Consider the following 22,455-nt stretch of genomic DNA (forward strand, 5'->3'; position numbering starts at 1 on the left):
TCTGCCCGTTACAGGTGCAATGTCCAACCATCCACCGGCGGCTGCACGCGCGCAGGATCTGGGCGGGGGGATTTGTTTTCGAGAAGTTCGGTAATGGCATCGAACGCTGCTAGGCGCGCAGCCTCATCAGAGGCATAGCCCGTTTCTGCCCGACAGATTTCGGTTTGCCGGATGGGGCGAATTTCGTAACGCCATCCGTTCTCCTGCCGCCACACCGTGGTCACATAGCCATCGGCCGGAAGCGACATGGGGCCATCGAAACTGCCGCCGCGCTTCCATGCGCGGGTCAGCCATAAGAGGCGCTTGGTCGCCCGGCTGCGCGGCGGCGGCTTCGGCTCGCTCTGTTGCGGTTTCACCCGCAACTCGCGGGAACAGTCTTCGTCGACGCGCAGCACGCCGTGGTAGTTGTGATGACGTAATACGTGCACCGGCCCCGTGAACACGCCACGGCATCGGTCACACGTGCCGACACCGGCGTCGCCCTCGTCGGCAGCGACGCGAATCCACCCATCGCGCGGCAAGCCGGCCTTGATCCATCGGCCTTGCTCCCAGACAGTGGGCGGTCGGGTTCCGCGGGCTTTGCGGGGTGACCTGATTGACCTCATCGACGACCAGCACGGGTTGACCAAAACCCGGGATGGTAGAGCGGCTGTGGCCCGTTATCGCTGAAAAATATCGAAATCAGACTTAAAAAGAACTGTCCACCAGACCCGATGCTGGCATTGCTTGCATGCGCGCTGACACGGTTTTCAGCCCGAGGCGGGGCCGATATCGCACCGGTCAGCCCTTATGATGCGTAGCCTGGCGTGACGAGACTCAAGACGCAAACATTCTCGGCGGTTGAGACGATGCAGCAGATCCATGACACGGCCTACCCAATGCTGCCGGCCGAACTGGGGGAAACGGAACTGGCCACGGTGTTCACCCCGAGCCCGGCCGAAATCCGCTTTGTTGCCGACCAGTATCGGCAAGCGCCCACGCGCGCGCTGATCCTCGTCCAGCTCAAGCTGTACCAGCGGCTGGGCTACTGCCCGCCAGTTTCGGGCGTTCCGACGGCCATCGTGCATCACGTGTGTTCGGTGCTGCGCATCCGCCCACTGCTGCGCAGCGTGCTGGCACGATACGACCGTTCAGGAAGCAAATCCCGCCACCAAAAGCTCCTGCGCGACTTTATCGGCATTCGCACCACGGACGCGCAGACACACGCGTGGCTTGCCGATGTGGCCGCGCACGCGGCGCGCATCAAAACGGAACTGCCTGACATCATCAACGTCCTGATCGAGGAGCTGATCCGGCACCGCTATGAATTGCCGCCGCTGGCCGCGCTGACCAGGATCGCTGCCCACGCCCGCAGTCAGGTCAACGAAACCATCTACCGCACGATCGTCGAGGCGCTGGGGCCCGACCTGATCGTCAGAATCGATGCGCTCTTCGACAACCGTGGCGGGCGCACCGGCTGGGATCAGGTCAAACGGGAACCCAAGCGGCCCGCGCCACGGGAGATCGCCGGGTTCCTCAAGCACATCGAGGCGCTGCGTGTCTTGGCTGATGGCATGCCGGTGGCACCGGAGATCCTCACCGCGCCAAAGTGCACGCAGTTGGTCACGGAAGCGCGCGCCCTGGATGTCCAGGAAATGCGGTCGCTCAAGCCCACCAAGCGCTATGCGTTGGCTGTCCTGTTCATCCTTGCGCAGTTGCAAAAAGCACTGGACGACGTGGCCGAGATCTTCATCAAGACGGTGCGCAACCTGGAACATACGGCCGAATTGCGCCTGCAGCAGTACCAATTAGCGCACGCGGACCAGCTTGAGGCCCTGGTCGGTCAGTTTCGAGACGTGCTCGGTGTGCTGCAGGACGACACGCTGCCGGCGGAAGCCCGTGTCGCGAAGATGCGCGCGGCGCTGGGCGGCGATCCCGATGGGGTACTGACCCGCTGCAATGAACACATCGCCTACGCGGGAAACCATACGTTTCCCTTCATGCTGCGTCCGTATCGGAACCTGCGGGCGCTGCTGTTCCAGTGCCTCGATCTGCTATCGCTCAGGGCCAGCTCGCAAGACGATGCGCTCCTGCGAGCGCTGGACTGGATGCGCAGCTACAGGACCTCGCACCGCGAATACCTGATGCTCAGCGACCGTGACGCGGCCAACCTACCGCTGGGCTGGATACCGGACAAGTGGGAGAAGCCGATTTTCCCGAATGGCAAGAGCGGCCGGCTGATGCACCGCAAGTACTTCGAGCTGTGCGTATTCAGCCAAATCATGCGGGAGTTGAAATCGGGTGACATCTATGTGGAGAACAGTGACCAGTACGACGATCCACGTGTGCACCAGGTGTCGTGGGAGGAGTTCCGGGCGGAACTACCGCGCTACAGCGAGCTGGTCAATTTCCCGGTCGACGGCAAGGCATTCGTCCAGGCGTTGAAAGAAGAATTGGGTACGCTCGCTGACGCGGTGGACTCTGAGTTCCCTGCCAACGACCATGTGGAGATCAGCGAACAGGGGCTCATCCTGCATCGGCTGGAGAAAGATCCCGATCCGCCCAACAAGCTGCTGATCGATCAGGCCATCACCGCGTCGATGCCACCGGTGAGCATTCTGGACATCCTGATCGAGACCGAGCGGTGGCTCGACTTGCACAAGCTGTTCGGTCCGCTGTCGGGGTTCGAAGCCAAGATCGACGATCCGCGCAAGCGGTTCATCACAACGCTGTTCTGTTATGGCTGCAATCTCGGACCGAGCCAGACCGCGCGCTCGGTGAAGAACCTGAGCCGCAAGCAGGTCGCCTGGCTGAATCTGCGACACGTCACCGAGGAGCGCCTGGACAAAGCCATCGTGCAGGTCATCAATGCCTACAACCGGTTCGCTTTGCCGAAGTTCTGGGGTTCCGGCAAGCGGGTGTCGGCCGACGGCACGAAGTGGAACCTCTACGAGCAGAACCTGCTGTCGGAATATCACATCCGGTACGGTGGCTATGGCGGCATCGGTTACTACCATGTCTCCGACATGTACATCGCGCTGTTCAGCCACTTCATTCCCTGCGGCGTGCACGAGGCCGTCTACATCCTGGATGGGTTGCTCAAGAATGCCTCCAGCGTGCAGCCCGACACCGTCCATGGCGACACGCAGGCGCAGAGCGGGCCGGTGTTCGGCTTGGCACATCTACTGGGGATCAACCTGATGCCGCGCATCCGAAACATCAAGGATCTGGTGTTCTACAAGGCCGACCGGCGCCGGCGCTACAAAAACATCGATTCGCTGTTCCGGGGCACCATCGACTGGGCACTGATCGAGCGGCATTTCCCGGACATGCTGCGCGTGGCCATCTCGATTAAGGTCGGCCGTATGACGCCGTCGACGATCCTCCGGCGCCTCGGCTCCGAGAGCCGCAAGAACAAGCTGTACTTCGCTTTCCGAGAGTTGGGCCGCGTCATCCGTACGATGTTCCTGCTGAAGTACATCAGCAACCCCGACATGCGACGGGCCATCCATGCGGCCACCAACAAGAGCGAGCAGTTCAACGACTACGCGCAGTGGCTGATGTTCGGGGGAGAGGGCGTCATCGCCGAGAACATCCGGCACGAGCAGCGCAAGGTCATCAAGTACAACCAACTCGTGGCCAACATGGTCATCCTGTACAACGTGCAGTGGATGTCGCGCAAGCTCAAGGAGCTTCAGGAGAAGGGGTTGCCGATCGACGCCGAAGTGCTGAAGGTGCTGTCGCCTTACCGGAAGGACCACATCAACCGGTTCGGCGATTACTTGATGGACCTGCACAAGAAGGTGCCGCCGCTTGATCCGACGATCGATTTCTCTTTCAAATCAGCCGCTTAGACTCATTCTGGCGGAAATTTTACGAATCCCGGCCGACCCTCTGTATTGGACGTATGACTGGTACCGCGACGCGTTGCAGCACCTGGCCGGCATGCCCGTCACGGTCAAGGCGAAACCGATGGAAGGCCCGCGACAGCCGCTCGAAACTGCGGCAATTGAGCGCACGTGGAACGCTTTCCTTGCCAACGCGTCGAACTATGGAACCGCCACCCTGCGTATCGACGATGCTCGCAGCGGCAAGGTCGATATCAACTGGCTGCCCGCCGATGCTCCGCATGACCGGGCCTTCAACCGCTTGACGCTAGACGCCGGCACCGGCGCCGTCATCCGCAACGAATCCTTCGCCGACAAGCCGCCGATGCAACGCCTGCGGGCGGGCATGTTGCCGCTCCATAATGGACGCTACTTCGGGCCGATCGGCATCGTGCTAGTGTGCATCGGAGCATTGATGCTGCCGGTGTTTGCGGCAACGGGGTGGTGGCTCTATCTGGATCGGCGCCGACGCGCCCAACCGCAGCGCAGACAGGCATCTGCAGCGACACGTCCTTGCTGACAACGTAGGGGCGTAGACGCGATGCCAAGCGCCTCAACACAACAAGGACAAGACCATGGTGATCGAGAAATCCCGCAACCTTTGCCTGCGCCCGCTGGAGCGCAATGACCTGCGCTTCGTACACGAGCTCAACAACGACGCAAAGATCATGCGTTACTGGTTCGAAGAGCCGTACGAAACCTTCACCGAACTCTCGCAACTGTACGACCGCCACGTGCACGACCAGCGCGAGCGCCGCTTCATCTGCGAAAACGATGCCGGCGAGGCGGTCGGGCTGGTCGAGCTGATGGAACTGAACTACATCCACCGCCGCGGCGAATTCCAGATCATCATCGCGCCGGGCTGGCAGGGCCGCGGTTATGCCTCCACGGCAACGCGCCTGGCCATCGACTACGCCTTCATGGTGCTGAACCTGCACAAGCTGTATCTCGTGGTGGACGTGAAGAACGAAAAGGCGATCCACATCTACGAGAAATGCGGCTTTCACCGCGAGGGCGAACTCGTCGAAGAGTTCTTCAGCAACGGCGTGTATCACAACGCGCTGCGCATGTGCGCATTCCAGCGCGACTACGTGGCCTCGCAGGCTGCGCGCAACTGACGCCCGCCCACACCACGGCGGCCTGGCCGAGGGGCTAGGCCGTCGTCAGCCAGGCTGGCAGCTCGCGCTGCCCAGCCTCGGTCACTGCAAGCGCGCGCGAATGCTTCTGGCGCGCGAGCCAACCCAGCGCAATGCAGCGCTCGGCCACAGCGGCTCCGAGTGCACCGGCCAGATGCGGCCGGCGCTCGCTCCAGTCCATGCAACCGTAAGCAAGGCGACGGCGCCCCGCGCGCAGTGCAGCCACGTCGATGCCGATGGCGGCAAATGCGTGCGCTCCAGCCGGCGTGACGTCGTATTCGGCATGGGTGTCGTCTTGCTGCACGATCCAGCCGCGCGCGAGCAGCCGCGCAGACACGTCCGTACCCAGTTCTCCCGCCAGATGGTCGTAGCACAGCCGTGCGGCACGCAGGTTCTCGGGGACGGTCGAGCGGCGTGGGTCGGCCGGCTTTTCCGGCGCCACGACCAGCAGCGATTCGATCAGCTCTGCCACGGCAGGCGAGCGCAGCCCGAAGTACTTGTAGCGCCCGCTCGCGAGGGACGTGATGAGCGCGTCCGCCTCCAGCCGCCTCAGGTGCGCACTGGCCGTCGCGGGTTCCACGCCGGCTCCGTAGGCGAGTTCCTTGGCGGTCAGCGAGCGGCCCTCCATCAACAACAGCAGCATGCGGATGCGGGTCGGGTCACCGATGGTGGCCGCTAGCCGGCCGATATCGGGTTGCGTGGCCGCCAATGCGGCGGTGGACGATGCGGTCATGGTTCGATGCAGACCAAACTGTTGGCGCGTGACAGGCACGCGGCCGGTTCAGACAATGGGAGCCATCTTACTCCCGCCCCTGCTGTCCGACTGCACGCTGCCTCGCCATGGACATTGCCATCGCCCCACCCATCGACGCGCTGCAAGCCGTCACGCATGCCGATCCCGCGCCCTATTACGCGCAGCTTGCCGCCACGCGTGCATTCTTCTTCGATGCCGCGCTGGGCTGGTGGGTCGCCGCCAGCGCCAAGGCGGTGGACACCGTGCTCGGCAGCGATGCCTGCCGCGTACGGCCCGCCGATGAACCCGTGCCAAACGCGGTGGCTGCCTCGCCCGCAGGCGCATTCTTCGGCCGGCTCGTGCGCCAGATCGACGGCCCCGAGCACGGCATGCGCAAGGCCATCGTGATGGCCGCGCTCGGCAAGCTGGACACCTCGGCACTGGCAGCGCGCGCGCCGCCAGGCCTATGCCGCGCTGCCTGATACGGCGCAGCTCGATGCCGCCCTGGCTCGGGACGCGCACTTTCGCGTGCCGCTGGCCACGATGGCGCAGACTCTGCTCGGCGATGCTGCCGATGCGCCGGCATGCCACGCCGACATCGCTGCCTATCTCGCAGCACTGGGCCCTGCCCCAGATGCCGCTTCTGTCGCCCAGGCCGACGCGGCCGTCCGGCGCCTGCATGGCCGCTTCGAAGGCTCGCCGCTCGTTGCCGGCAATGATGATGCCGAGGTCGACAACCTCGCTGCCCTGCTTGCGCAGACCTATGACGCCTGCGCGGGGCTGCTCGGCAACTGCATCGTCGCGCTGTCGCGCCATGCGGCCTTGCGCACACGGCTGCGCGCCCAGCCCGGTGCCGTTGAACCGTTCGTGCGGGAAGTGCTGCGTCACGACGCACCGGTGCAGAACACGCGCCGCTTTGTCCAGCGCGACGTCCAGTTGCTGGGCCAGCACGTGCAGGCCGGCCAACGGATTCTCGTGCTGCTGGCCGCCGCCAACGTGGACGCCGCCGTGAACCCGGCGCCGCTGCGTTTCGATATCGACCGCCCCGCACCGCGCCTGTGGACGTTCGGCGCCGGCGTACACCGCTGCCCCGCCGAAACGCTGGCCACCATCATCGCGCGCGAAACGGTGCGGCACCTGCTCGGCCTGCCGGGCATCGATCGGTGGCTTGGCAATCTCGGCGAGGTGACCTATCGCGCCTCGCCCAACGCCCGCATCCCGGTGTTCAGCGCCTGAGATGCGGATCACTCCTCCAACAAAGGACTCGCCATGATCGCCGTCATCTTTGAAGTCGTACCTGCGCCGGGCCAGCGTGATGCTTACCTGAACCTTGCCGCGCATCTGAAGCCGCTGCTGGAGCAGGTGGACGGCTTCATCTCGGTGGAGCGCTTCCAGAGCATTGCGAACCCCGACAAGATGCTGTCGCTGTCGTTCTTTCGCGATGAAGAGGCCGTCCGTGCGTGGCGCAACCTCGAGCAACACCGTCAGGCCCAGCACGCCGGCCGCGAGCGCGCCTTTGCCGACTACCGCCTGCGCATCGCCCACGTGGTGCGCGACTACGGCATGACCGAACGCGACGAGGCGCCCACAGACAGCCGCGCGGCGCACACCTGAGCAGGCTCCCGCGGGCGATGTGACGCCATTTGCCCTTGCCGGGCATCGACTTTGCTACGTCGTTTCAGAGACAGCATGCCGCTGCGCGCCCTGCTGCCGTATCGCAGGGGCCGCTCGCCTGCATGCGCAACGATTGCAAAGGAATTGTCATGTCTACCCCTTTTCACGAGGCTGAGCGTGAACCGCAAGTCGCTCCACCACGGACCGTGCAGAGCCCGGTGCGGTATGCCGTGGTCGGCGCCGGCTGGATTTCGCAGGCCGCTTTCCTGCCTGGCGTGGCGCAAAGCGGCAACTCCGTCGTCACCGCGCTGGTCACGGGCGACTCGGCCAAGGCCACCGCGCTGGCCAGGCGCTACGGCATCAAGCACGTGCACGGCTATGCCGACTACGAGCAACTGCTCAGCGCCGGCGAGGTGGACGCCATCTACCTCGCCCTGCCCAACGACATGCACCGGCAATACGCGCTGCCCGCCTTGCAGCGCGGCATCCACGTCCTGCTCGAGAAGCCCATGGCCACGAGCGAGGCCGATTGCGAAGCGATGATCGACGCGGCCCGCAGCGGCAATGCCAAGCTGATGATCGCGTATCGCCTGCACTTCGAGCCCGCCACGCTGGCCGCCATCGAGCTGGTGCGCTCGGGCAAGCTGGGGCGCATCCGCGCATTCTCGGCCATGTTCAGCCAGTCCGTCGCGCCGTCCAACCATCGCGCGAGCCACGGCTACTGGGCCGGGCCGGTGTCGGACATGGGCGTCTACCCCATCAACGCGGTACGCAACCTTTTTGGCGAGGAGCCGGTTGAAGTCTCGGCCTGCGGTGTGCGCGACCCCGACCTTCCCTTCAACTTCGACGACACCGTCAGCGTGACGCTGCGCTTTGCCGACCACCGCATCGCGCAGTTCGTGGTCTGCTACAGCGGCGCGAACATCGACCAGTACCGGATTCTCGGCACCAAGGGCGATCTGGAGGTCTCACCCGGCTTCACGTTTGGCGTGGGCTTGCGGCACCACCTGACGCTCGACGGCAGCACGCAGGAACAGGTGTTCGAATCGACCGACCAGTTTGGCGGCGAGCTGCAGTACTTCTCCGATTGCATTCTGAACAACCGCGAGCCCGAACCCAACGGCGAGGAAGGCCTGGCAGACGTGCGCGTGCTCGCCGCCATCGAGCGTGCGCTGGAATCGGGCCAGCCGCAAAACCTGGGGCCTTTCCAGCGCCAGCGCCGCATGGAGGCGTCGCAGGTGCGCAAGCTGCCGCCCGTTCCGGCACCGGAACTCGTGGATGCGGCCGAGCCGAGCAAAGGATAAGGAAAAGAAAACGCCCGCAACGAACAGCGGGCGTGGGGGTTACAGCTTGATGCGCTGCATGGCGTCGCGCATGCGCAGGCGCGTGGAAACGTCGGAGTTGTTGCTGCCGGAGCCGTCGGTTTCCATGGCGTTGTCGCAGCGCAGTTCCGTGGCCTCGCCGCTGTCGGTCAGCGCGCAGACGCGGTGGGTCCAGCGGTCCCACACGAACACATCGCTGCCGGCCTCGCCCGAGAGCAGCGGCTCGAAACGGTACATCCACAAGTAGCCGATACCCAGCAGGGTAAAGACCAAGATCGCCATCCAGGACGCTTTGATTCGGCGTCGCATTGTCATTTCTCCTCGCGGAGCCGCTGCGCCGGACGCGTCAGACTGTGCGTCGCCAAGCCAAAAGCGCTGTGCTCCGAGTGGCGAATCGTAACATGGGCCCTTGCCGCGCCCGCCCACGCCCGGCGCGGTGATGCGGCAGCGCGACACCATCAGGCGCATCAGTTGAAGACGTCTTGCCGATACCGTCCGGCCTGCATCTGCGCCGCGAGCCAATCGGATGCCGTTGCAAGATCGCTGCCATGGCGCGCCTGATGCATGCGGATGAGCGTGTCGCGCACGGCCGGCGCCATGGCCCGCCCGTCGCCGCAGACGTACAGCGCGGCCCCGGCATCGAATGCCGCCCACACGGCGTCACGCGCATCCCACAGTGCATGCTGTACGAAGCGATGCGGATGACCGGGCACGCACGAATATGCGGGAAAGACGCGCACCACGCCTGCGTCCTGCCAAGCACGCAGCGTGTCGCGGTACAGGAAGTCGTGCTCGGGATGGCGGCAGCCGAAGCACAGCAGCGACGTCGCCACAGCGTGCCCTGCGGCCTGCCGGGCGGCGCGCTCTTCGAGAAAGCCGCGAAACGGCGCGATGCCCGTGCCGGCGCCGATCAGCACCATCGGCGTGCTCGCATCCGCCTCGGGGGCGAACGGCGGGTTGGGCGTGCGCACGGCGGCGGCGATCTCCGCACCGGGCCGCAGCTGCATCAGATAGTTGGAGGCCGTGCCGCGATACATGCCCGCACCGGACCACGCCGGGCCCGACACCATGCCGACCGTCAATGACACCACCTGCGGCGACACACGCGCCGACGAAGCGATCGAATAGAACCGTGGCCGCATTGCGCCAAGCCGGGCCAGGAACGCCTCCAGCGACAGCTCGATCGCCGGAAAGCGGATCAGCAAATCGAGCACGCTCACGTGCGCGGCCTGCACGTCCTGATCGAAGCGCCGCGCCGCCTCATCGCCCTCGAGCCACACGGCAAGCTGCCCGCGCGTGACCGGACAGCGCGTGGCCGCGTGCAGCGCTGCGATATCGCGCACCGTGGCGGTGTCCTGCAGCTCGACGAAGTCGCGCAGCAGCTGGCGCACCGACACGGGCTGCTCCAGCGGCAGATGCCGGACATGCGCATGGCGCGCGGTGAGCGTGACCAGTGCATCGGCCTCCAGGCCGAGTCGCGCGATGGCGGCATCGACGCGGTCATCGGCATTGCGCGGGTAGATGGCGAGGTGATCGCCCGTGGCATAGGTCTGGCCGTCCGGCAGGCGCACGGTGATGTGCCGCGTGGGGCCGCGAGGCGCTTCCTGCGTGAAATCCCACAGGCCCGTCGGGTCGCTGACCAGTTCATCGTTGCCGAGCACTGTCACAGGTCGTGCCGTGGGCGGCAGTGTGGCCGCGCGAACGGCGTCCGGTGCGACATACCGGACGCTGACGGACGCACCCTCTGCGTGCGCCTGTCGGGCACCGAGTGCGCTCCATAGGCCGCGTATCCACGCCTCGACCGCGGCATCGAAACCGGCGTTGCCGTCGGCCTCGCCGCGCGGCACGATGGCTTGCGCGCCGGATGCCGCCAGCATGGCTTCCACCCGCTTCGGAAACGCCTGGAACGCAGGCCATTGCGAGTTGCCGCAGCCCAGCACGGCGTAGCGCAATGCGCTGGCCTGCGGCACGCGCGCGCCGCTCGCGTCGAGCCTGGCTTCGAGGGTGCGGGCGCTGTCCGGCGCCCGGCCGTTATACGTCGCGGCCACGACGATGAGCGTGCCGTGCTGCGGCAGCGCATCGGCAATCGTGTCCAGCGGCGCGACCTTGGCATCAAAGCCCGCGCGCGACGCCGTGGCGGCAAGCTGCTCGGCAATGTCCTGGCATGTACCGAGGCTGCCGCCGTACAGCACATGCATCGGTTCACCGCCGCCGGCCAGCGCGGCCTCGGCATCGGGCTGCTTGGCAGCATCGACGCGCGCGGGCATCGCCACCGACAGCCGCTCGTGCGCATTGCGCCGCCGCGCACGCAGGCGGAAGCCGTCTGGCTTGAGGGTCAACGTCTCCTTGATCCGGAAGCCGTAATCGTAGGGGTCGGACAACGCGAAGCGCTGCAGGATCACCGCGAGCGCCAGCTTTGCTTCGGTCAGCGCAAACTGGCGGCCGATGCAGGCACGCTCGCCGTTGCCGAACGGCTTGTATGCGTGCGGGTGCAGGCGGGCCTCGTTCTCAGGCAAGAAGCGGTCGATGTCGAACACTTCAGGACGCGCCCATACCGCAGGGTCGCGATGCAGCCCCAGCAGCAGCGTCACCACGCGTTGGTCCTTGCGGATGACGTAGCGGCCGCCGATGCGCGTGTCTTCATACGGCGCCACGGCAAAACTCGGGGCGGTGGGCCACAGGCGCAGCGTTTCCTTGAGCACGCGCTCGAGCACGTCGAGCCGCGCCAGATGCGCATACTGCGGCACCGTGTCGCCAGGCAGCACGCGGTCGACTTCGGCATACGCCTGCGCCAGCACGGCCGGATTGCGCAGCAGCATGTACAGCGCGAAGGTGAGCAGGCCGCTGGTCGTTTCGTGCCCAGCGATCAGGAACGTGATGACCTGGAAGCGGATGTTCGTGTCGTCCAGCGGCTCGTCGGTCACCGGGTCGCGGGCGTTGAGCATCAGACCCAGCAGGTCGCTCGCGGCGGCGGCACCGTCCGGCGCATGGCGACGCGCGCGGATGACCTCGTCCACCAGCGCGTGCATGGCAGCCACGTCCTGCGCAAAGCGGCGATGATGCTCGCGCATGAACCGGTCTTTGAGCGGCAGGCGCGTGAGCTTGCCCATGGCTTCGGACAGCACGCCCACCATCGCCGCCAGGAACGGATGCAGCTCCGGCGTATTGAACGAGTCGAAGCGGTATCCGAAGCCCGCCAGCGAGATGGTGTCGAGCGTGAGCCGCGTCATGTCGTCGGCCACGGCGATGTCCGCCTCGGGGCCCTGGCGCGCCCATTTATCAGCCAGTGCGTTGGCCACCTCGAGCATCACGTCAAAGTAGCCCTTCATCGCGCGCTGGCTGAATGCCGGCAGCAGGATGCGGTGCGCCTTGCCCCAGTTGGGCTCGTCGTGGTGTGCGGTGAAGAGCCCGTCGCCAGCCCCGGCACGCAGGAACGACAGCGGCGGGCCGATCAGCTTGCGAAAGCGCGTTTCGTCACTGAGCTCGGCCACCAGGTCGGCGGCGTAGACGAAGGGCACGCGGCGGCCGGCAAAGTCGAGCTGGTAGAGCCCTTGCGGAAAGTGCCGGCTGGTTTCCAGCAGCGTCTGGGCAAGGCGGTCCTTGGGCAGTTGCAGCAGATTGCCCAGCCAGGGCAGCCCCTTGGGCTGCGGGATGGGCTCGGCCTTGGGGTCAACCATGGCCGACACGTTGGCGGGCAACTCGGAGGCAGAGCGCATGCGTGGTCGACGGCGGGAATGGGGTTAGGAGCCCTAGCCAATGTACGCGCCGCTTGCGAGCGACGGCAAACACTGTCGCCGTGTTTGGAAATCGCCCCCTAAAAGTGCATCGGGCGACCCGTGGGCCGCCCGATGTCGCGTTTCATGCAGTCGCGCTCAGCGACGCCGCTGCTGCGAATTGAACGGCGCATTGACCTGCGCCTCCAGCTCGCGAATCTGGCGCTGCAACGCCTCGACACGGGCGCGCGCGGCGCGGCGTTCGGCGTCCAGCGCATCGGCCTCGGTGCGGGCGACCTTCTGGCGCTCCAGTGCCTGGGCCTGCTGCTGGCGCTGGATGTCGAGATCGGTGCGCAGGCCGCGCAGCCGTTCTTCCTGCGCGGCGATCTGGCGTTCGGCGCGCTCCTTCTGGGCCTCGAGACGGATCCGCTGCAGCTCCAGGTCGGCCATGGCACGCGTCTGCTTGGCGAAGTCGTTGTACAGGCGCTCCGCAAAGGCCTCGTTGGTGGTCTTGACGACGCGCCAGAGGTCTTTCTGCTGAAACAGCGTCACGTAGTACGTCAGGTCGCTCTGGGCAAACAGCAGGCTCGCGCCATAGGCACCGTTGTAGGTCGTGCGCAGCTCCGACAGCTCGCGGGCCTGCATGCGCTGCTGCAACTCGTGCACGGCACCGCCGGCGGCCGACGCTTCAGCCGGGGCCTTGCCGTTCGACGCGGCCGGTGCACTGGCGGCCGCCGGCGCGGCCGGCTGGCCCACCGTGGCTGTCAATGCAGGCACGGGCGTGCCGGCAATCGGTGCAATGGCGGTGGGCGGTGCAGCCGGGCTCTGTGCCACGGCCGATGTGCAGGCGGCTGTGCCGCCCATGATCGCCACCGCGGCGGCAACGGCCAATCCCCTCTGGAACGCCTGTTGCGGCGCTTTCCCTGACTGTTTTGTTGTTCTCATCTCGACACTGTGGATTCTGCGCAGGTGTTGCAGCCGAAAACTATACGCGATCCGCCGCCCGAGTGGCACGCGGGCCCGCCCCAGGGCCGTGGGGGTGTTGTTTGGCGTCACTCCAGCTCGCGCAGCTCGGTTTCGCCGTCGGCAATCTGGTATTTGCGCATCTTTTCCCACAGCACCTTGCGGCTGATGCCGAGCGTGGCGGCGGTGTCCTGGCGGCGCCAGTTGTTGGCATCCAGCGCGGCAAGGATGCGGCGGCGCTCTTCTTCGCCGCCATTGCCGCCGTTGCTCCGCTCCCCGTAGGAGCCATTGCCGGCCTCCCGCTCGAAGGCGTCGCGCTGCAGGCCGGCAAACAGCGGCAGGATGCGCGCTTCGTCCCAGCGGCCGAACTGGCGCAGGGTGATGCCGATGCGCTCGGCGAGGTTGCGCAGCTCGCGCACGTTGCCCGCAAAGTAGGCGCGGCCGACGGACGCCCGCACCCACTCGGGCACCGGGGGCATGCTGTCGTACACCTTGTCGCCCAGCAGGTGCCGCAGGAAAGACAGCAGCAGCGCGACCTTGTCTTCCGCGCCGCGCTGTTCCAGGCTCGGGATGCGCAGCTCGATCACGGCGAGGCGGAAATACAGGTCGGCCCGGAACTTGCCGGTGGCCACCATCTCGCGCAGGTTCTTGTTGGTGGCGGCCACCAGGCGGAAGTCCAGCTTGACCGGCACGGTGGAGCCCAGCCGCGTGCACTCGCTGTCTTCCAGCACGCGCAGCAGCTTCACCTGCTGATACAGCGGCAGGTCGCCGAGTTCATCCAGGAACAGCGTCCCGCCGTTGGCCTGCTCGAAGTAACCCCGGTGCGCGTACATGGCCCCGGTGAACGCGCCCTTGGCATGGCCGAAGAACTGCGATTCGAACAGCCCGTCGGGAATCGCGCCGCAGTTGACCGCCACAAACGGGCCCTTGCCGTACACGCTGTTCTTGTCGTGCAGCAGGCGCGCGATGCGCTCCTTGCCTGCACCGGTTTCGCCGTAGAGCATGACGTTGCTGTCGCAGTCGGCAAACGTATCGACCTGCTCCAGCAGCCCCTGCATGGCGGGCGATGCGGCCACGAGATCGCTCTGGTCGCGCGCCTCGTCCTGCGAGGACGACAGCGCGGGCAGCACCTTGCCGATCTGCGCGCGCAACTCGGTCGCGCCAAAGTCCGGCCCCAGCACGTGTGTGTATTCGGGCGGGAAACGGCTCGGATCGTGCTGCGTATCGGCGGCCACCCAGATCACGGGCATGCCCTGCGCGGCCTGCCAGTCGAGCACGGTAAAGCCGCCGCTTTCGACCACCGACGCGCTGATGATCGCCACGCTGGGCTTCAGGCGCGGCTCGGCCGGCTGGAAATCGATGCCGCCGGCACGGATCACCTCGGCGCCGAACGGCGCCATGAATCGTGCCACGCGATCCGCAATGTCGTGGCGGCCTTCCCAGACGAAGATCTCAAGCGCTTCGTACGCCCAGCGATCGGTTTTCATGTCGTCGCTTCCCTGTCAGTAGACGAGCTCGACGGCGTCGCAGCCGAGCGAGAGGAGTTTGATGTCGGCGTAGCCGAGCTGGATGCCGAGGGCGCCGAGCAAAGGTGAGAGTACGGTGTCGAGTGTCTGGCCGATGGCCGCCACAACGGGCGCAAGAATCAGCTTGCCGGCGTCGCCGAGCGGAATGGTGCCCACGAGCGGAAGCGTCGCGTTCAGCTGAAGTTGATTCAGATTGCTGTTCAAGATGGAACTGAAGACCGCCGGCGTCGCAACGCGCGGTGGAGACTTGCCACCCGTATCCGTTTGGGGATTCAAGCCGATCTGGCTTGCTGCAATCGTTTCGTCGCTCCAGTTGGAATTGGCGGTCGGCGACACATTGGCCTTGATGGTCACGGCTCCCAAGGGCCCCAGATCCACCAAAGGCGCAAACGGCGCCGTTGCACAATTCATGGCGCCATTCACCGCGCTGGCTGCACCCGCTGCAATGCATAACGACACGGGCTGAGGCTGGACCGAGATGGTCGCGGTCGAATTCTTGCGAGGGATCGTGCAACTGGTCGATTTTGCGTGCGCCTGTGCTGCTGCAACCTGTAAGCCGATCGGCAAGTCGAGGCCGGCGAGAAGCAGATTGGCATTCACGTCCAACCCCAACCGCACCTGCGCCGTGCGCGCCTGCGTTTTCCACTGCCCCGCATTCGGCCCCGACAGGAACTGGCCCGGCGGCCCGACGGCGATGACCGGCGGCTCGATGATCTTCAATGACAGCTTGACGGAGCCGAGCCCGAGGAGGTTCAGCGTAACGGGGCTCACATTCACGGCCGACTTGCTGTTGGCAATCTGCGCGGCGGTCGTCAGCAGGTCCAGCACATTGACCGTGGCATCGAGCGCGGCCTTTTCGTTACCGGCCAGCGCCAGCACCTGCAGCAGGCCCGGCGAAGATGCGCCGCCGTCGCCAATGTTGATCGGCACGTTGAGGTCGCTGCCGAACGACAGCGCGTTGCTGGCCCCGGCACCGCCCACCGACAGCCCGGCCAGCCCCGACTGCGAGGCCACCGACACCATGGCGTTGAACAACGTCCCGAGGCTCGGCGACAGTGCGAGCAGCTCCTGCATCGACCCCGCGCCGAGCGCCACCGCCAGGTCGCCCAGCCGGATATTCGTCGTGGCAAGCCCCTGGTAGGAAGCCGCGTCCAGATTCAGGTTGGTGTGCAGCAGATAGCCGAGCAGCCGGTTGAGCAGACCGTTGTCAAGCGACGCCAGCCCCGAGCCAAGCGAGAACGCCACGATGGACGTGTTCTTGGCAATGGCCGTCGCCTGCAGCGTGCGCTGCCCGATGGTGAAGAAGTACGGCACGTTCTGCGACACCGTCACCTGCACCGCATTGGTGTTGCCGTCCACAGCCGACTGCGCCGTGAAGTAGGTCGGCGCGGTCCCGGTGGTGGCATCCCAGACGCCGGGCGCCGCCGTCAGCTTGACGTTGTTGCCGTCCACCGTCAGCCCGTTCTGCTGCACGGCGAGTTGCGCGGCATTGGGAACATCCAGGCGCTGCGCTGCCGCCATGGCCGCCAGATCGGCCGCCCGCTGCAGCGCCCGCTGCGAATAGAACAGGTTGCCGATATCGATCGACACGAGCACCGCCAGCCCGATCGTGGCCACAAAGGCGGCCGTCATCACACTGATGGCGCCATGCATGCGGCGCAGCGTGACGATACGCAAGGGGCGGATGGCGGGCCGGTTCACGATGCGCTCGGTCAGCGGCCGGATTGCTGGACGAAGTTCACCGTGGAAGCGCGCGTGCCGGACTGCGTCTGCGTGAGCCCCGGCATGGGCTGGGTGAATGAATCGAGATAACGCTGATACCCCAGCACCGCCACATCACCGCGCAGCGGAGCCGGTTCTCCGGCATACGTCCCCTCGCGCTGGGCCTTGAGCAATGCGCGCGTCGCGTCGGCCACGTGGTGACCGACCTTGGGCGCCTCGGGCTCGGCCCCCGGCTGTGCCGAGCCGCTGAACCCCTGCGCAGCCACCGGCCCCGCGGCAAGCCATGCCGCGACGCCTGCGGCCAGAAGCATCCGATCGATCATTGCGCAACCTCCAGGGTGTCGAGCAGGCGCCCGCGCTGCAGCGCAAGCGGATGGTTGGATGGGCGAGCGGCCGGCTGCAGCGTGGCCACGGCACGCGGGGCCACCGGTGCCGCCGGAGCAGTCTCGCGGGCGATGCGCCGATCGCGCCAGGCACGCATCACCTGCATGGCATCGTCGTCGATGGCCTTGCGTGCGGCCGTGCTCAACTGTGCGTGCGCCGCCAGCGATGCGGCTTCCTGCTTGCGGTCATTCACCGTCAGCCAGATCACGAGGTTGCCGGCAATCTTCGCGCTCGATCCGGCCATCTGCTGGGCCTGCATGAGGGGCACCCGGGCCTGCTCGACTTCGCCGGCGCGCATCAGCGCGTAGCCGTAGTCGCTCACGGTGCTGGCGTCAGTGGGATTGGCCTGCGCGGCCACCTGCAGGAAGCGCGCGGCGTCGGCAAAGTTGCCGCGGCGGCCGGCGGTGATGCCCAGCCCCCGCCACGCGCCCGCATTCAACATGGCGCCCTGCGTGCCGGCGCCCATGGCCGACGTCGCGGCGATGACGGCACGGTAAGCCGCTTCAGCCGCGGCGGCCTGGTCGGTCTCGCGCAGGGCATCGGCGCGCAGCAGCTGCATCTCGGGCACGCGTCCGTAGCGCTGCTCATAGGCATCGATGTGCGCCAGCGATGCGTAATACAGGCCCTGCTCCTGCATCTTGCGGATCAGCGCCTGATACGTGGCCGGGCTGCTGATCTCGGCCTTCTCTTCGCCCTGGCGCTGGCGGGCCATCTCGATATCGGCGTCGGTACGGCGGCTCATGTCCGACGCAGCCATCGAGCCGCAGCCTGCCAGCACCAGCAGTGCCGCCATCGGCCATGCACGCCGGGCGCGTGCGGCGATCTGGATTGTCCTCACCTCAACCTCCTCCTGCGACGTGTTTCAGGCTGCGCATCACGCCCATGAACCCTGGGCCGGCGGTGATGATGAGCAGCGCCGGCAGCAGCGTCATGACCATCACCGCGGTCATCTTGACGGTCAGCTTGCCGATGCGCTCTTTCATGCGCGCGCGGCGGTTTTCCTGCAGGCGCAGGCCGAACTGCCGCAGCGGCTCCTGCACCGCGCCGCCAAAGCGGTCCACCTGCGTGAGCAGCGTGATCAGCCCCTTCAGGTCTTCGTTGTCGAACAGGCGGGCGATGCGCAGCAGCGTCTGCTCGCGCGGGCGGCCCGAGGCGAACTGCTGGTTGGCCCGGCCAAACTCGCCGGCCAGCACGGGCAGCATCCCGGGAAATTCATTGGCGATGACCTGCAGGCTCTGGTCGATCGACAGCCCCACCCCCTGCAGCAGGCGCAGCATGTCCACCATCACCGGCATCTCTTCGTCGACGCGCCGCCGGCGGTCCTGCGAGCGATGCTTGAGGTACCACTTGGGCGCGAGGTACCCGATGGCGAAACCCATGAACGCCCAGAGCAGCGCCTTGCCCCCCGTTGCGGCCAGCACGAAGCCCACTATGGCCAGTAGCGGCGGCAGCACGATGCGCAGACCGCCGAACACGGTGCGCGCGTGTTCGCCGTAAAAGCCGCATTCCTCCAGCAGCTTGCTGTCTTCCTCAGTGAGGATGCGCTGGCCCAGCGGCGTGTCGATCCAGCGCTGGCCGACCCTGGCGATCTGCTGCTGCAGTTGGCGCGCCTCGCGCACGCCGTGCGCCGGTACCTTGGTGGCAGGCGCTGCCGGCACAGCCGGGGCCGCCGGCGCGGGTGCCGCGCCTGCTGCTGCCGCCCGTACATTGGACAACGCTGAATCAAGCTTGCGCACGCTGCGCTGGCGCATCAGCACGGCGCGAACCGCGATGCCGCCCAGCAACAGCAACCCCGCCGCCGCCGCGGTCAGGCTCAGGGTGAGAAACACGTCATCCATGCCTGCTCCTAGACCGACTTGGCCAGCTTCGCCAACGCCAGTCCTCCGATGACCTCGAGCCCGAACGCCGCCATGATCAGCATCTGACCCACGGGATCGCGCCACATCGACATCACGTAGTTCGCGTTGAACATGACGATCAGGCCGCCCACCACCACGGGCAGCAGACCCAGGATCCAGGCCGACAGGCGCGTCTCGGCCGACAGCGCGAGCAGTTCGCGCTGGGCCTGCTGCCGGTCGCGCATGAAGGCCGCGGTGCGCTCCATCACGATGTCGGCGCGACCGCCATAGCGCAGCGACAGCCGCAGCACGGAGGCGAGCAGCACCAGTTCGGTCACGCGGTACTGCTGACCGACCGCCAGCACGGCGGCATCCAGATCCTTGCCGGCCCGCTGCATCTGCGTGGTGGAAACGAGGCAGTTGCGCAGCGGCGGCTCGGTGTTGGCGCTGGCGGCCTGGAAGGCGGCCGGCACAGCGCTGCCGATGCTCATCAGCCTTACCACGCCGTCGAGGAATCCCGGCAGCTGCTGTAACAGCCGCTCATTGATGCGCCGCGTGCGGTTCCAGAACCAGAACACGGCGATGAGCGCGTACAGCGCGAGCGCCATCACGGCCGAAAGTACGCCCGATGCCGCCCAAGCAACGAGCGCGAACACCAGCGCCGGCCCAATCAGCAGCATGTAGAAGCGCCGGGTGGGCTCGATGTCTGCGCGGCGCAGCGCATCGTTCCAGGCGCGGTGCAGCGAATCCGGCACGCTGGCCGGCACGGCTTCGGCATTCGACTGATAGCGGGCGTTGATCTGCTCGGTCTGCACGCGCACGAACGCGCGCGACGCCTCGCGTTCGCGGCGGCGCGCAGCCTCGGACCACAGCATCAGCGCGCCGCCCACGAAGGCCAGCGCCAGGCAGCCGAACCAGAGCGCCTCAGACATGGAACCGGCCTCCGCCGCCGAATCCGCCCCCCATCCCGCCACCCATGCCGCCCATCGCGCCGCCTTCCAGGCCACCGTTGCGCAGGCGCGCCAGCTTGGGCGAATGCGGCTGCAGGCCGAGCGCGGTCCAGCGGTCGATCTCCTCACCGTCGGGGCCGACATAGGGCTCGTAGCGGTACAGCTCCTGTGTGGAGATGATGTTGTCGCCCAGTCCCGTCACTTCGGTAATCGACAGGATGCGCCGCTTGCCGTTGGACAGCCGCCCGATCTGCACGATGAAGTCGATTGCGTTGGTGATCTGCCGGCGCAAGCTGATTTCGCTGCCCTGGAAGCCTGCGAAGCCCGCGAGCATCTCGAGCCGGTATAGGCACTCGCGCGGGCTGCTGGCGTGGATGGTGCCCATCGAGCCATCGTGCCCGGTGCTCATGGCCTGCAGCATTTCGAGCACTTCGCCGCCGCGCACTTCGCCCACGATGATGCGGTCCGGGCGCATGCGCAGGCTGTTGCGCAGCAATTCGCGGATCGTCACCGCGCCGGTGCCCTCAAAACCGCCGGGCCGGCTCTCCAGACGCACCACGTGCGGGTGGTTGAGCGACAGCTCGGCCGTGTCTTCGATGGTGATGACGCGCTCCGAGGTCGGAATGTGATACGCCATCGCATTGAGCAGCGATGTCTTGCCCGAACTCGTCCCGCCGCTCACGAGAATGTTGCAGCGTGCCTGCACGGCGGCCTCCAGCAGCGCGCCGATCTCGGGGCTCATGGTGCCCAGGCCGAGCAGGTCATCGGGCTTGAGCGGATCCTTGCGGAACTTGCGGATCGACACCACGGGCCCTTCGAGCGCCAGCGGCGGAATGACCACGTTGATGCGGCCGCCGTCGGGCAGGCGCGCGTCGACCATCGGGTTCGATTCGTCGAGCCGCCGACCGATCGGGGCGAGGATGCGGCGCACGATGCGCAGCAGGTGGTTGTTGTCGGCAAAGCGCACCGGAATGCGCTCGAGCACGCCGTGCCGCGACACGTACACATCCAGATGCCCGTTCACGAGAATGTCTTCCACGGCCGGGTCGGCAAGCAGATCCTCGATCGGGCCGAAGCCGGCCAGCTCCTTGGTGAGCGCCTCTGCAATCTGGCGCACTTCCGTCTCGTTGACGGGAATGCGGCGCACGCGGGTGAAGCCCTCCACCTCCAGATCGACAAAGCGCTGGATGGCGGTGCGCGACCAGCGCCCGAACTCGGCACCGAGCTCTTCGATGCGCGTGAGTAGATGCTCGTGCGCGGCTTCCTTGATGTCCTGGAACGCCTGCGAGACGGCAAACGCGCCGTGGCCGGCGTCCGTCTGGTTGGAGAACTCGATGGGTTGTGTCATGTCGCGTTCCGTCCGGTGGTACCGATATCCAGTTCAGTGGCCTCTGCCGCTTTGCGCCGGAAGCGACTGCCCAGGCGCGCGCCGAGCCCGGTCACCCAGTTCTGCACGCCCGTGGCGCGTTCGCCCTGCTCGGCGTAGCCCAGCGTTTGCGCGATGCCCGCGAGGGCGCGCACATACGCATCGCCCGGGTGGCTCTCGGCCAGCGTCGCGCCCTGGTTGGACGCAATCACCAGGGCCTCGCGCCGGTTGGGCACGGTCAGCACCGAGGGAATCTCCAGCCGCTCGGCAATCTGCGCCGCATCCAACGACAGGCGTGTGTCGAATTTCGAGATGGTCAGGTGCAGGTGGTCGCGGTCGATCTCGCGCTTCTTGAGCTCCTGCATCAGCTCCGCCGCCGAGACGATCGCGCCCACGCTCTGCTCGGCCACCAGCATCACGTCATCGGCCGCCTTGACGAGCTGCGCGATGAAATCAATGGTGCTGAAGCCGCCCAGGTCCACGACCTGCAGGTCGAAGAAGGTGCGCAGCCGGTTCAGCAGCCCGAGCGCCTCCGAAAACGAGATGTCGCGCATCTCCGCCAGCGAAACCGGCAGCGGCAGCACGGCGAGCCCGCTCGGGTGACGCGACAGCGCCGTCTGCACGAACACCTGGTCAAAGCGGCGCAGGTTGCGCACCGCCTCAACAAAATGGAAATGCGCATGCACGTTCAGGTACAGCGCGCCATCGCGCAGCGGCTGGCCGAGGTCGAGCAGCATCACGTCGCTGGCCGACGTGCGCCGCACGAGCGTGGCGAGGTTCGTCGCCAGTGTGGTCGTCCCCACGCCCGGGCGCGCCCCGAGGATGGCCAGCACTCGCCCGCGCCTCGTGGGCTCGGCGGACGCGCGCTCGGCCAGCAGGCGGCGCACCACACGCACTGCCTCGGCCGGGGCGCCGTCCACGTCGATGAAGTCCTTCACGCCTGCGCGCAACGCGGCCAGCATCGCGCGCCCGTCGCTGGCCGAGCCGACGGCCACAAGCGGCAGCCCCGGATACAGCTGCGTCAGTTGCGCCACCAGCTGCGTGGCCTCGCTGATGGCGTCGGTGCCTTCGCCGAGCTTCTGGTCCTGCTCGGGCGCGGCCGCGGAGTCCGGTGAAGAGGCGAAGCGCACGAACACCACTTCGGGATTGACGGCGGCAATCTGCTCGAGAAAGCCGTCGGGCCCGCTGGTCTGCGCCACCAGCACGCCGAGCTCGCGGATGGCGCCCGCCAGCCAGCGGTGGGCCGCTGCCGATTGCGCGTCGCCCTGGGCGCCGTAGGTGCCGCCATGCAGGAGAAAGTAATCCATGCCCGCCCCTGCCCT

Annotated in this window: 20 protein-coding genes; 7 read left to right on the plus strand and 13 right to left on the minus strand. The window is 66.7% G+C overall.

From position 1 onward, the window contains the following. Nucleotides 1-8: 8 nt before the first annotated feature. Complete coding sequence (locus KHN96_RS00120; protein WP_017513000.1) at nucleotides 9-521, minus strand: hypothetical protein; 513 nt, start codon at nucleotides 519-521, stop codon at nucleotides 9-11. Nucleotides 522-848: 327 nt separating this feature from the next. On the opposite strand from KHN96_RS00120, the gene KHN96_RS00125 reads away from it, so the two are divergent. From KHN96_RS00125 to speG, 3 genes are read left to right on the plus strand one after another with little or no spacing between them, the layout of a single operon-like run. After that, complete coding sequence (locus KHN96_RS00125; protein WP_049286361.1) at nucleotides 849-3,833, plus strand: Tn3 family transposase; 2,985 nt, start codon at nucleotides 849-851, stop codon at nucleotides 3,831-3,833. Continuing rightward, nucleotides 3,793-4,386, plus strand: coding sequence for a PepSY-associated TM helix domain-containing protein (locus KHN96_RS00130; RefSeq protein ID WP_244855814.1), 594 nt, complete (start codon nucleotides 3,793-3,795; stop codon nucleotides 4,384-4,386). Before KHN96_RS00125 ends, KHN96_RS00130 begins: the two co-directional genes overlap by 41 nt. 55 nt (nucleotides 4,387-4,441) lie before the next feature. Further along, nucleotides 4,442-4,984 (plus strand): spermidine N1-acetyltransferase, encoded by a 543-nt coding sequence (gene speG, locus KHN96_RS00135; RefSeq protein ID WP_045220057.1) that lies wholly within the window; start codon nucleotides 4,442-4,444, stop codon nucleotides 4,982-4,984. A 34-nt stretch (nucleotides 4,985-5,018) separates the two neighbouring features. Here the strand turns inward: speG and KHN96_RS00140 are convergent, their stop codons facing one another. Then, nucleotides 5,019-5,735, minus strand: a complete 717-nt coding sequence (locus KHN96_RS00140) for an ArsR/SmtB family transcription factor (RefSeq protein WP_045220055.1) — start codon at nucleotides 5,733-5,735, stop codon at nucleotides 5,019-5,021. Nucleotides 5,736-5,842: 107 nt separating this feature from the next. Between KHN96_RS00140 and KHN96_RS22705 the strand changes: the two genes are divergently transcribed. The 4 genes from KHN96_RS22705 to KHN96_RS00155 all read left to right on the plus strand — a co-directional run bounded on the left by KHN96_RS22705 (nucleotide 5,843) and on the right by KHN96_RS00155 (nucleotide 8,653). Further along, on the plus strand, nucleotides 5,843-6,217 hold the full coding sequence (locus KHN96_RS22705; RefSeq protein WP_244855816.1) for a cytochrome P450 family protein: 375 nt from the start codon (nucleotides 5,843-5,845) through the stop codon (nucleotides 6,215-6,217). Nucleotides 6,218-6,278: 61 nt separating this feature from the next. Beyond that, nucleotides 6,279-6,971, plus strand: coding sequence for a cytochrome P450 (locus KHN96_RS22710; RefSeq protein ID WP_244855817.1), 693 nt, complete (start codon nucleotides 6,279-6,281; stop codon nucleotides 6,969-6,971). A gap of 33 nt (nucleotides 6,972-7,004) precedes the next feature. Then, nucleotides 7,005-7,349 (plus strand): antibiotic biosynthesis monooxygenase family protein, encoded by a 345-nt coding sequence (locus tag KHN96_RS00150; RefSeq protein WP_115044513.1) that lies wholly within the window; start codon nucleotides 7,005-7,007, stop codon nucleotides 7,347-7,349. Between the two features lie 149 nt (nucleotides 7,350-7,498). Next, nucleotides 7,499-8,653 carry a Gfo/Idh/MocA family protein gene (locus tag KHN96_RS00155; RefSeq protein WP_104610708.1) on the plus strand — a complete coding sequence of 385 codons (1,155 nt, stop codon included), beginning with the start codon at nucleotides 7,499-7,501 and terminating at the stop codon, nucleotides 8,651-8,653. A 39-nt stretch (nucleotides 8,654-8,692) separates the two neighbouring features. On the opposite strand, the gene KHN96_RS00160 is transcribed toward KHN96_RS00155, so the two are convergent. The 11 genes from KHN96_RS00160 to KHN96_RS00210 form a co-directional block, all read right to left on the minus strand. Next, nucleotides 8,693-8,980 (minus strand): hypothetical protein, encoded by a 288-nt coding sequence (locus KHN96_RS00160; protein ID WP_045220043.1) that lies wholly within the window; start codon nucleotides 8,978-8,980, stop codon nucleotides 8,693-8,695. Nucleotides 8,981-9,138: 158 nt separating this feature from the next. Beyond that, a complete protein-coding gene (locus tag KHN96_RS00165) occupies nucleotides 9,139-12,387 on the minus strand; it encodes a bifunctional cytochrome P450/NADPH--P450 reductase (protein ID WP_115044511.1) in 3,249 nt (1,082 codons plus the stop codon). A 156-nt stretch (nucleotides 12,388-12,543) separates the two neighbouring features. Further along, nucleotides 12,544-13,329 carry a DUF2968 domain-containing protein gene (locus KHN96_RS00170; protein ID WP_045220041.1) on the minus strand — a complete coding sequence of 262 codons (786 nt, stop codon included), beginning with the start codon at nucleotides 13,327-13,329 and terminating at the stop codon, nucleotides 12,544-12,546. A gap of 107 nt (nucleotides 13,330-13,436) precedes the next feature. Further along, nucleotides 13,437-14,834: a sigma 54-interacting transcriptional regulator gene (locus KHN96_RS00175; RefSeq protein ID WP_104610693.1), complete on the minus strand. Its 1,398-nt coding sequence runs from the start codon at nucleotides 14,832-14,834 to the stop codon at nucleotides 13,437-13,439. Nucleotides 14,835-14,849: 15 nt separating this feature from the next. Next, entirely contained in the window at nucleotides 14,850-16,574 is a 1,725-nt protein-coding gene (locus tag KHN96_RS00180) for a TadG family pilus assembly protein (protein WP_244855818.1), read from the minus strand. An 11-nt stretch (nucleotides 16,575-16,585) separates the two neighbouring features. Beyond that, entirely contained in the window at nucleotides 16,586-16,918 is a 333-nt protein-coding gene (locus KHN96_RS00185) for a DUF3613 domain-containing protein (RefSeq protein ID WP_045220038.1), read from the minus strand. Beyond that, nucleotides 16,915-17,772 carry a tetratricopeptide repeat protein gene (locus KHN96_RS00190; RefSeq protein WP_104610692.1) on the minus strand — a complete coding sequence of 286 codons (858 nt, stop codon included), beginning with the start codon at nucleotides 17,770-17,772 and terminating at the stop codon, nucleotides 16,915-16,917. Before KHN96_RS00190 ends, KHN96_RS00185 begins: the two co-directional genes overlap by 4 nt. A gap of 46 nt (nucleotides 17,773-17,818) precedes the next feature. After that, nucleotides 17,819-18,817 carry a type II secretion system F family protein gene (locus tag KHN96_RS00195; protein WP_045220034.1) on the minus strand — a complete coding sequence of 333 codons (999 nt, stop codon included), beginning with the start codon at nucleotides 18,815-18,817 and terminating at the stop codon, nucleotides 17,819-17,821. Between the two features lie 8 nt (nucleotides 18,818-18,825). Then, entirely contained in the window at nucleotides 18,826-19,749 is a 924-nt protein-coding gene (locus tag KHN96_RS00200; RefSeq protein WP_104610690.1) for a type II secretion system F family protein, read from the minus strand. Continuing rightward, nucleotides 19,742-21,115: a TadA family conjugal transfer-associated ATPase gene (locus KHN96_RS00205; RefSeq protein WP_045220030.1), complete on the minus strand. Its 1,374-nt coding sequence runs from the start codon at nucleotides 21,113-21,115 to the stop codon at nucleotides 19,742-19,744. Before KHN96_RS00205 ends, KHN96_RS00200 begins: the two co-directional genes overlap by 8 nt. Then, complete coding sequence (locus KHN96_RS00210) at nucleotides 21,112-22,440, minus strand: CpaE/TadZ family protein (RefSeq protein ID WP_115044509.1); 1,329 nt, start codon at nucleotides 22,438-22,440, stop codon at nucleotides 21,112-21,114. Before KHN96_RS00210 ends, KHN96_RS00205 begins: the two co-directional genes overlap by 4 nt. Between the last annotated feature and the right edge of the window lie 15 nt (nucleotides 22,441-22,455).

This window comes from Ralstonia mannitolilytica, assembly GCF_905397375.1.
In the GTDB taxonomy this organism is placed as follows: Bacteria; Pseudomonadota; Gammaproteobacteria; order Burkholderiales; family Burkholderiaceae; genus Ralstonia; species Ralstonia mannitolilytica.

Bases quoted from the DNA above. Each gene is read 5' to 3' on its own strand.
- KHN96_RS00165 (WP_115044511.1), bottom strand. From the start codon at position 12,387: ATGCGCTCTGCCTCCGAGTTGCCCGCCAACGTGTCGGCCATGGTTGAC.
- KHN96_RS00210 (WP_115044509.1), bottom strand. From the start codon at position 22,440: ATGGATTACTTTCTCCTGCATGGCGGCACCTACGGCGCCCAGGGCGAC.
- KHN96_RS00195 (WP_045220034.1), bottom strand. From the start codon at position 18,817: ATGGATGACGTGTTTCTCACCCTGAGCCTGACCGCGGCGGCGGCGGGG.
- KHN96_RS00125 (WP_049286361.1), top strand. From the start codon at position 849: ATGCAGCAGATCCATGACACGGCCTACCCAATGCTGCCGGCCGAACTG.
- KHN96_RS00185 (WP_045220038.1), bottom strand. From the start codon at position 16,918: ATGATCGATCGGATGCTTCTGGCCGCAGGCGTCGCGGCATGGCTTGCC.
- KHN96_RS00140 (WP_045220055.1), bottom strand. From the start codon at position 5,735: ATGACCGCATCGTCCACCGCCGCATTGGCGGCCACGCAACCCGATATC.
- KHN96_RS00170 (WP_045220041.1), bottom strand. From the start codon at position 13,329: ATGAGAACAACAAAACAGTCAGGGAAAGCGCCGCAACAGGCGTTCCAG.
- KHN96_RS00200 (WP_104610690.1), bottom strand. From the start codon at position 19,749: ATGTCTGAGGCGCTCTGGTTCGGCTGCCTGGCGCTGGCCTTCGTGGGC.
- KHN96_RS22705 (WP_244855816.1), top strand. From the start codon at position 5,843: ATGGACATTGCCATCGCCCCACCCATCGACGCGCTGCAAGCCGTCACG.
- KHN96_RS00150 (WP_115044513.1), top strand. From the start codon at position 7,005: ATGATCGCCGTCATCTTTGAAGTCGTACCTGCGCCGGGCCAGCGTGAT.
- KHN96_RS00155 (WP_104610708.1), top strand. From the start codon at position 7,499: ATGTCTACCCCTTTTCACGAGGCTGAGCGTGAACCGCAAGTCGCTCCA.
- KHN96_RS00175 (WP_104610693.1), bottom strand. From the start codon at position 14,834: ATGAAAACCGATCGCTGGGCGTACGAAGCGCTTGAGATCTTCGTCTGG.
- speG (WP_045220057.1), top strand. From the start codon at position 4,442: ATGGTGATCGAGAAATCCCGCAACCTTTGCCTGCGCCCGCTGGAGCGC.
- KHN96_RS00160 (WP_045220043.1), bottom strand. From the start codon at position 8,980: ATGCGACGCCGAATCAAAGCGTCCTGGATGGCGATCTTGGTCTTTACC.
- KHN96_RS22710 (WP_244855817.1), top strand. From the start codon at position 6,279: ATGGCGCAGACTCTGCTCGGCGATGCTGCCGATGCGCCGGCATGCCAC.
- KHN96_RS00205 (WP_045220030.1), bottom strand. From the start codon at position 21,115: ATGACACAACCCATCGAGTTCTCCAACCAGACGGACGCCGGCCACGGC.
- KHN96_RS00190 (WP_104610692.1), bottom strand. From the start codon at position 17,772: ATGGCGGCACTGCTGGTGCTGGCAGGCTGCGGCTCGATGGCTGCGTCG.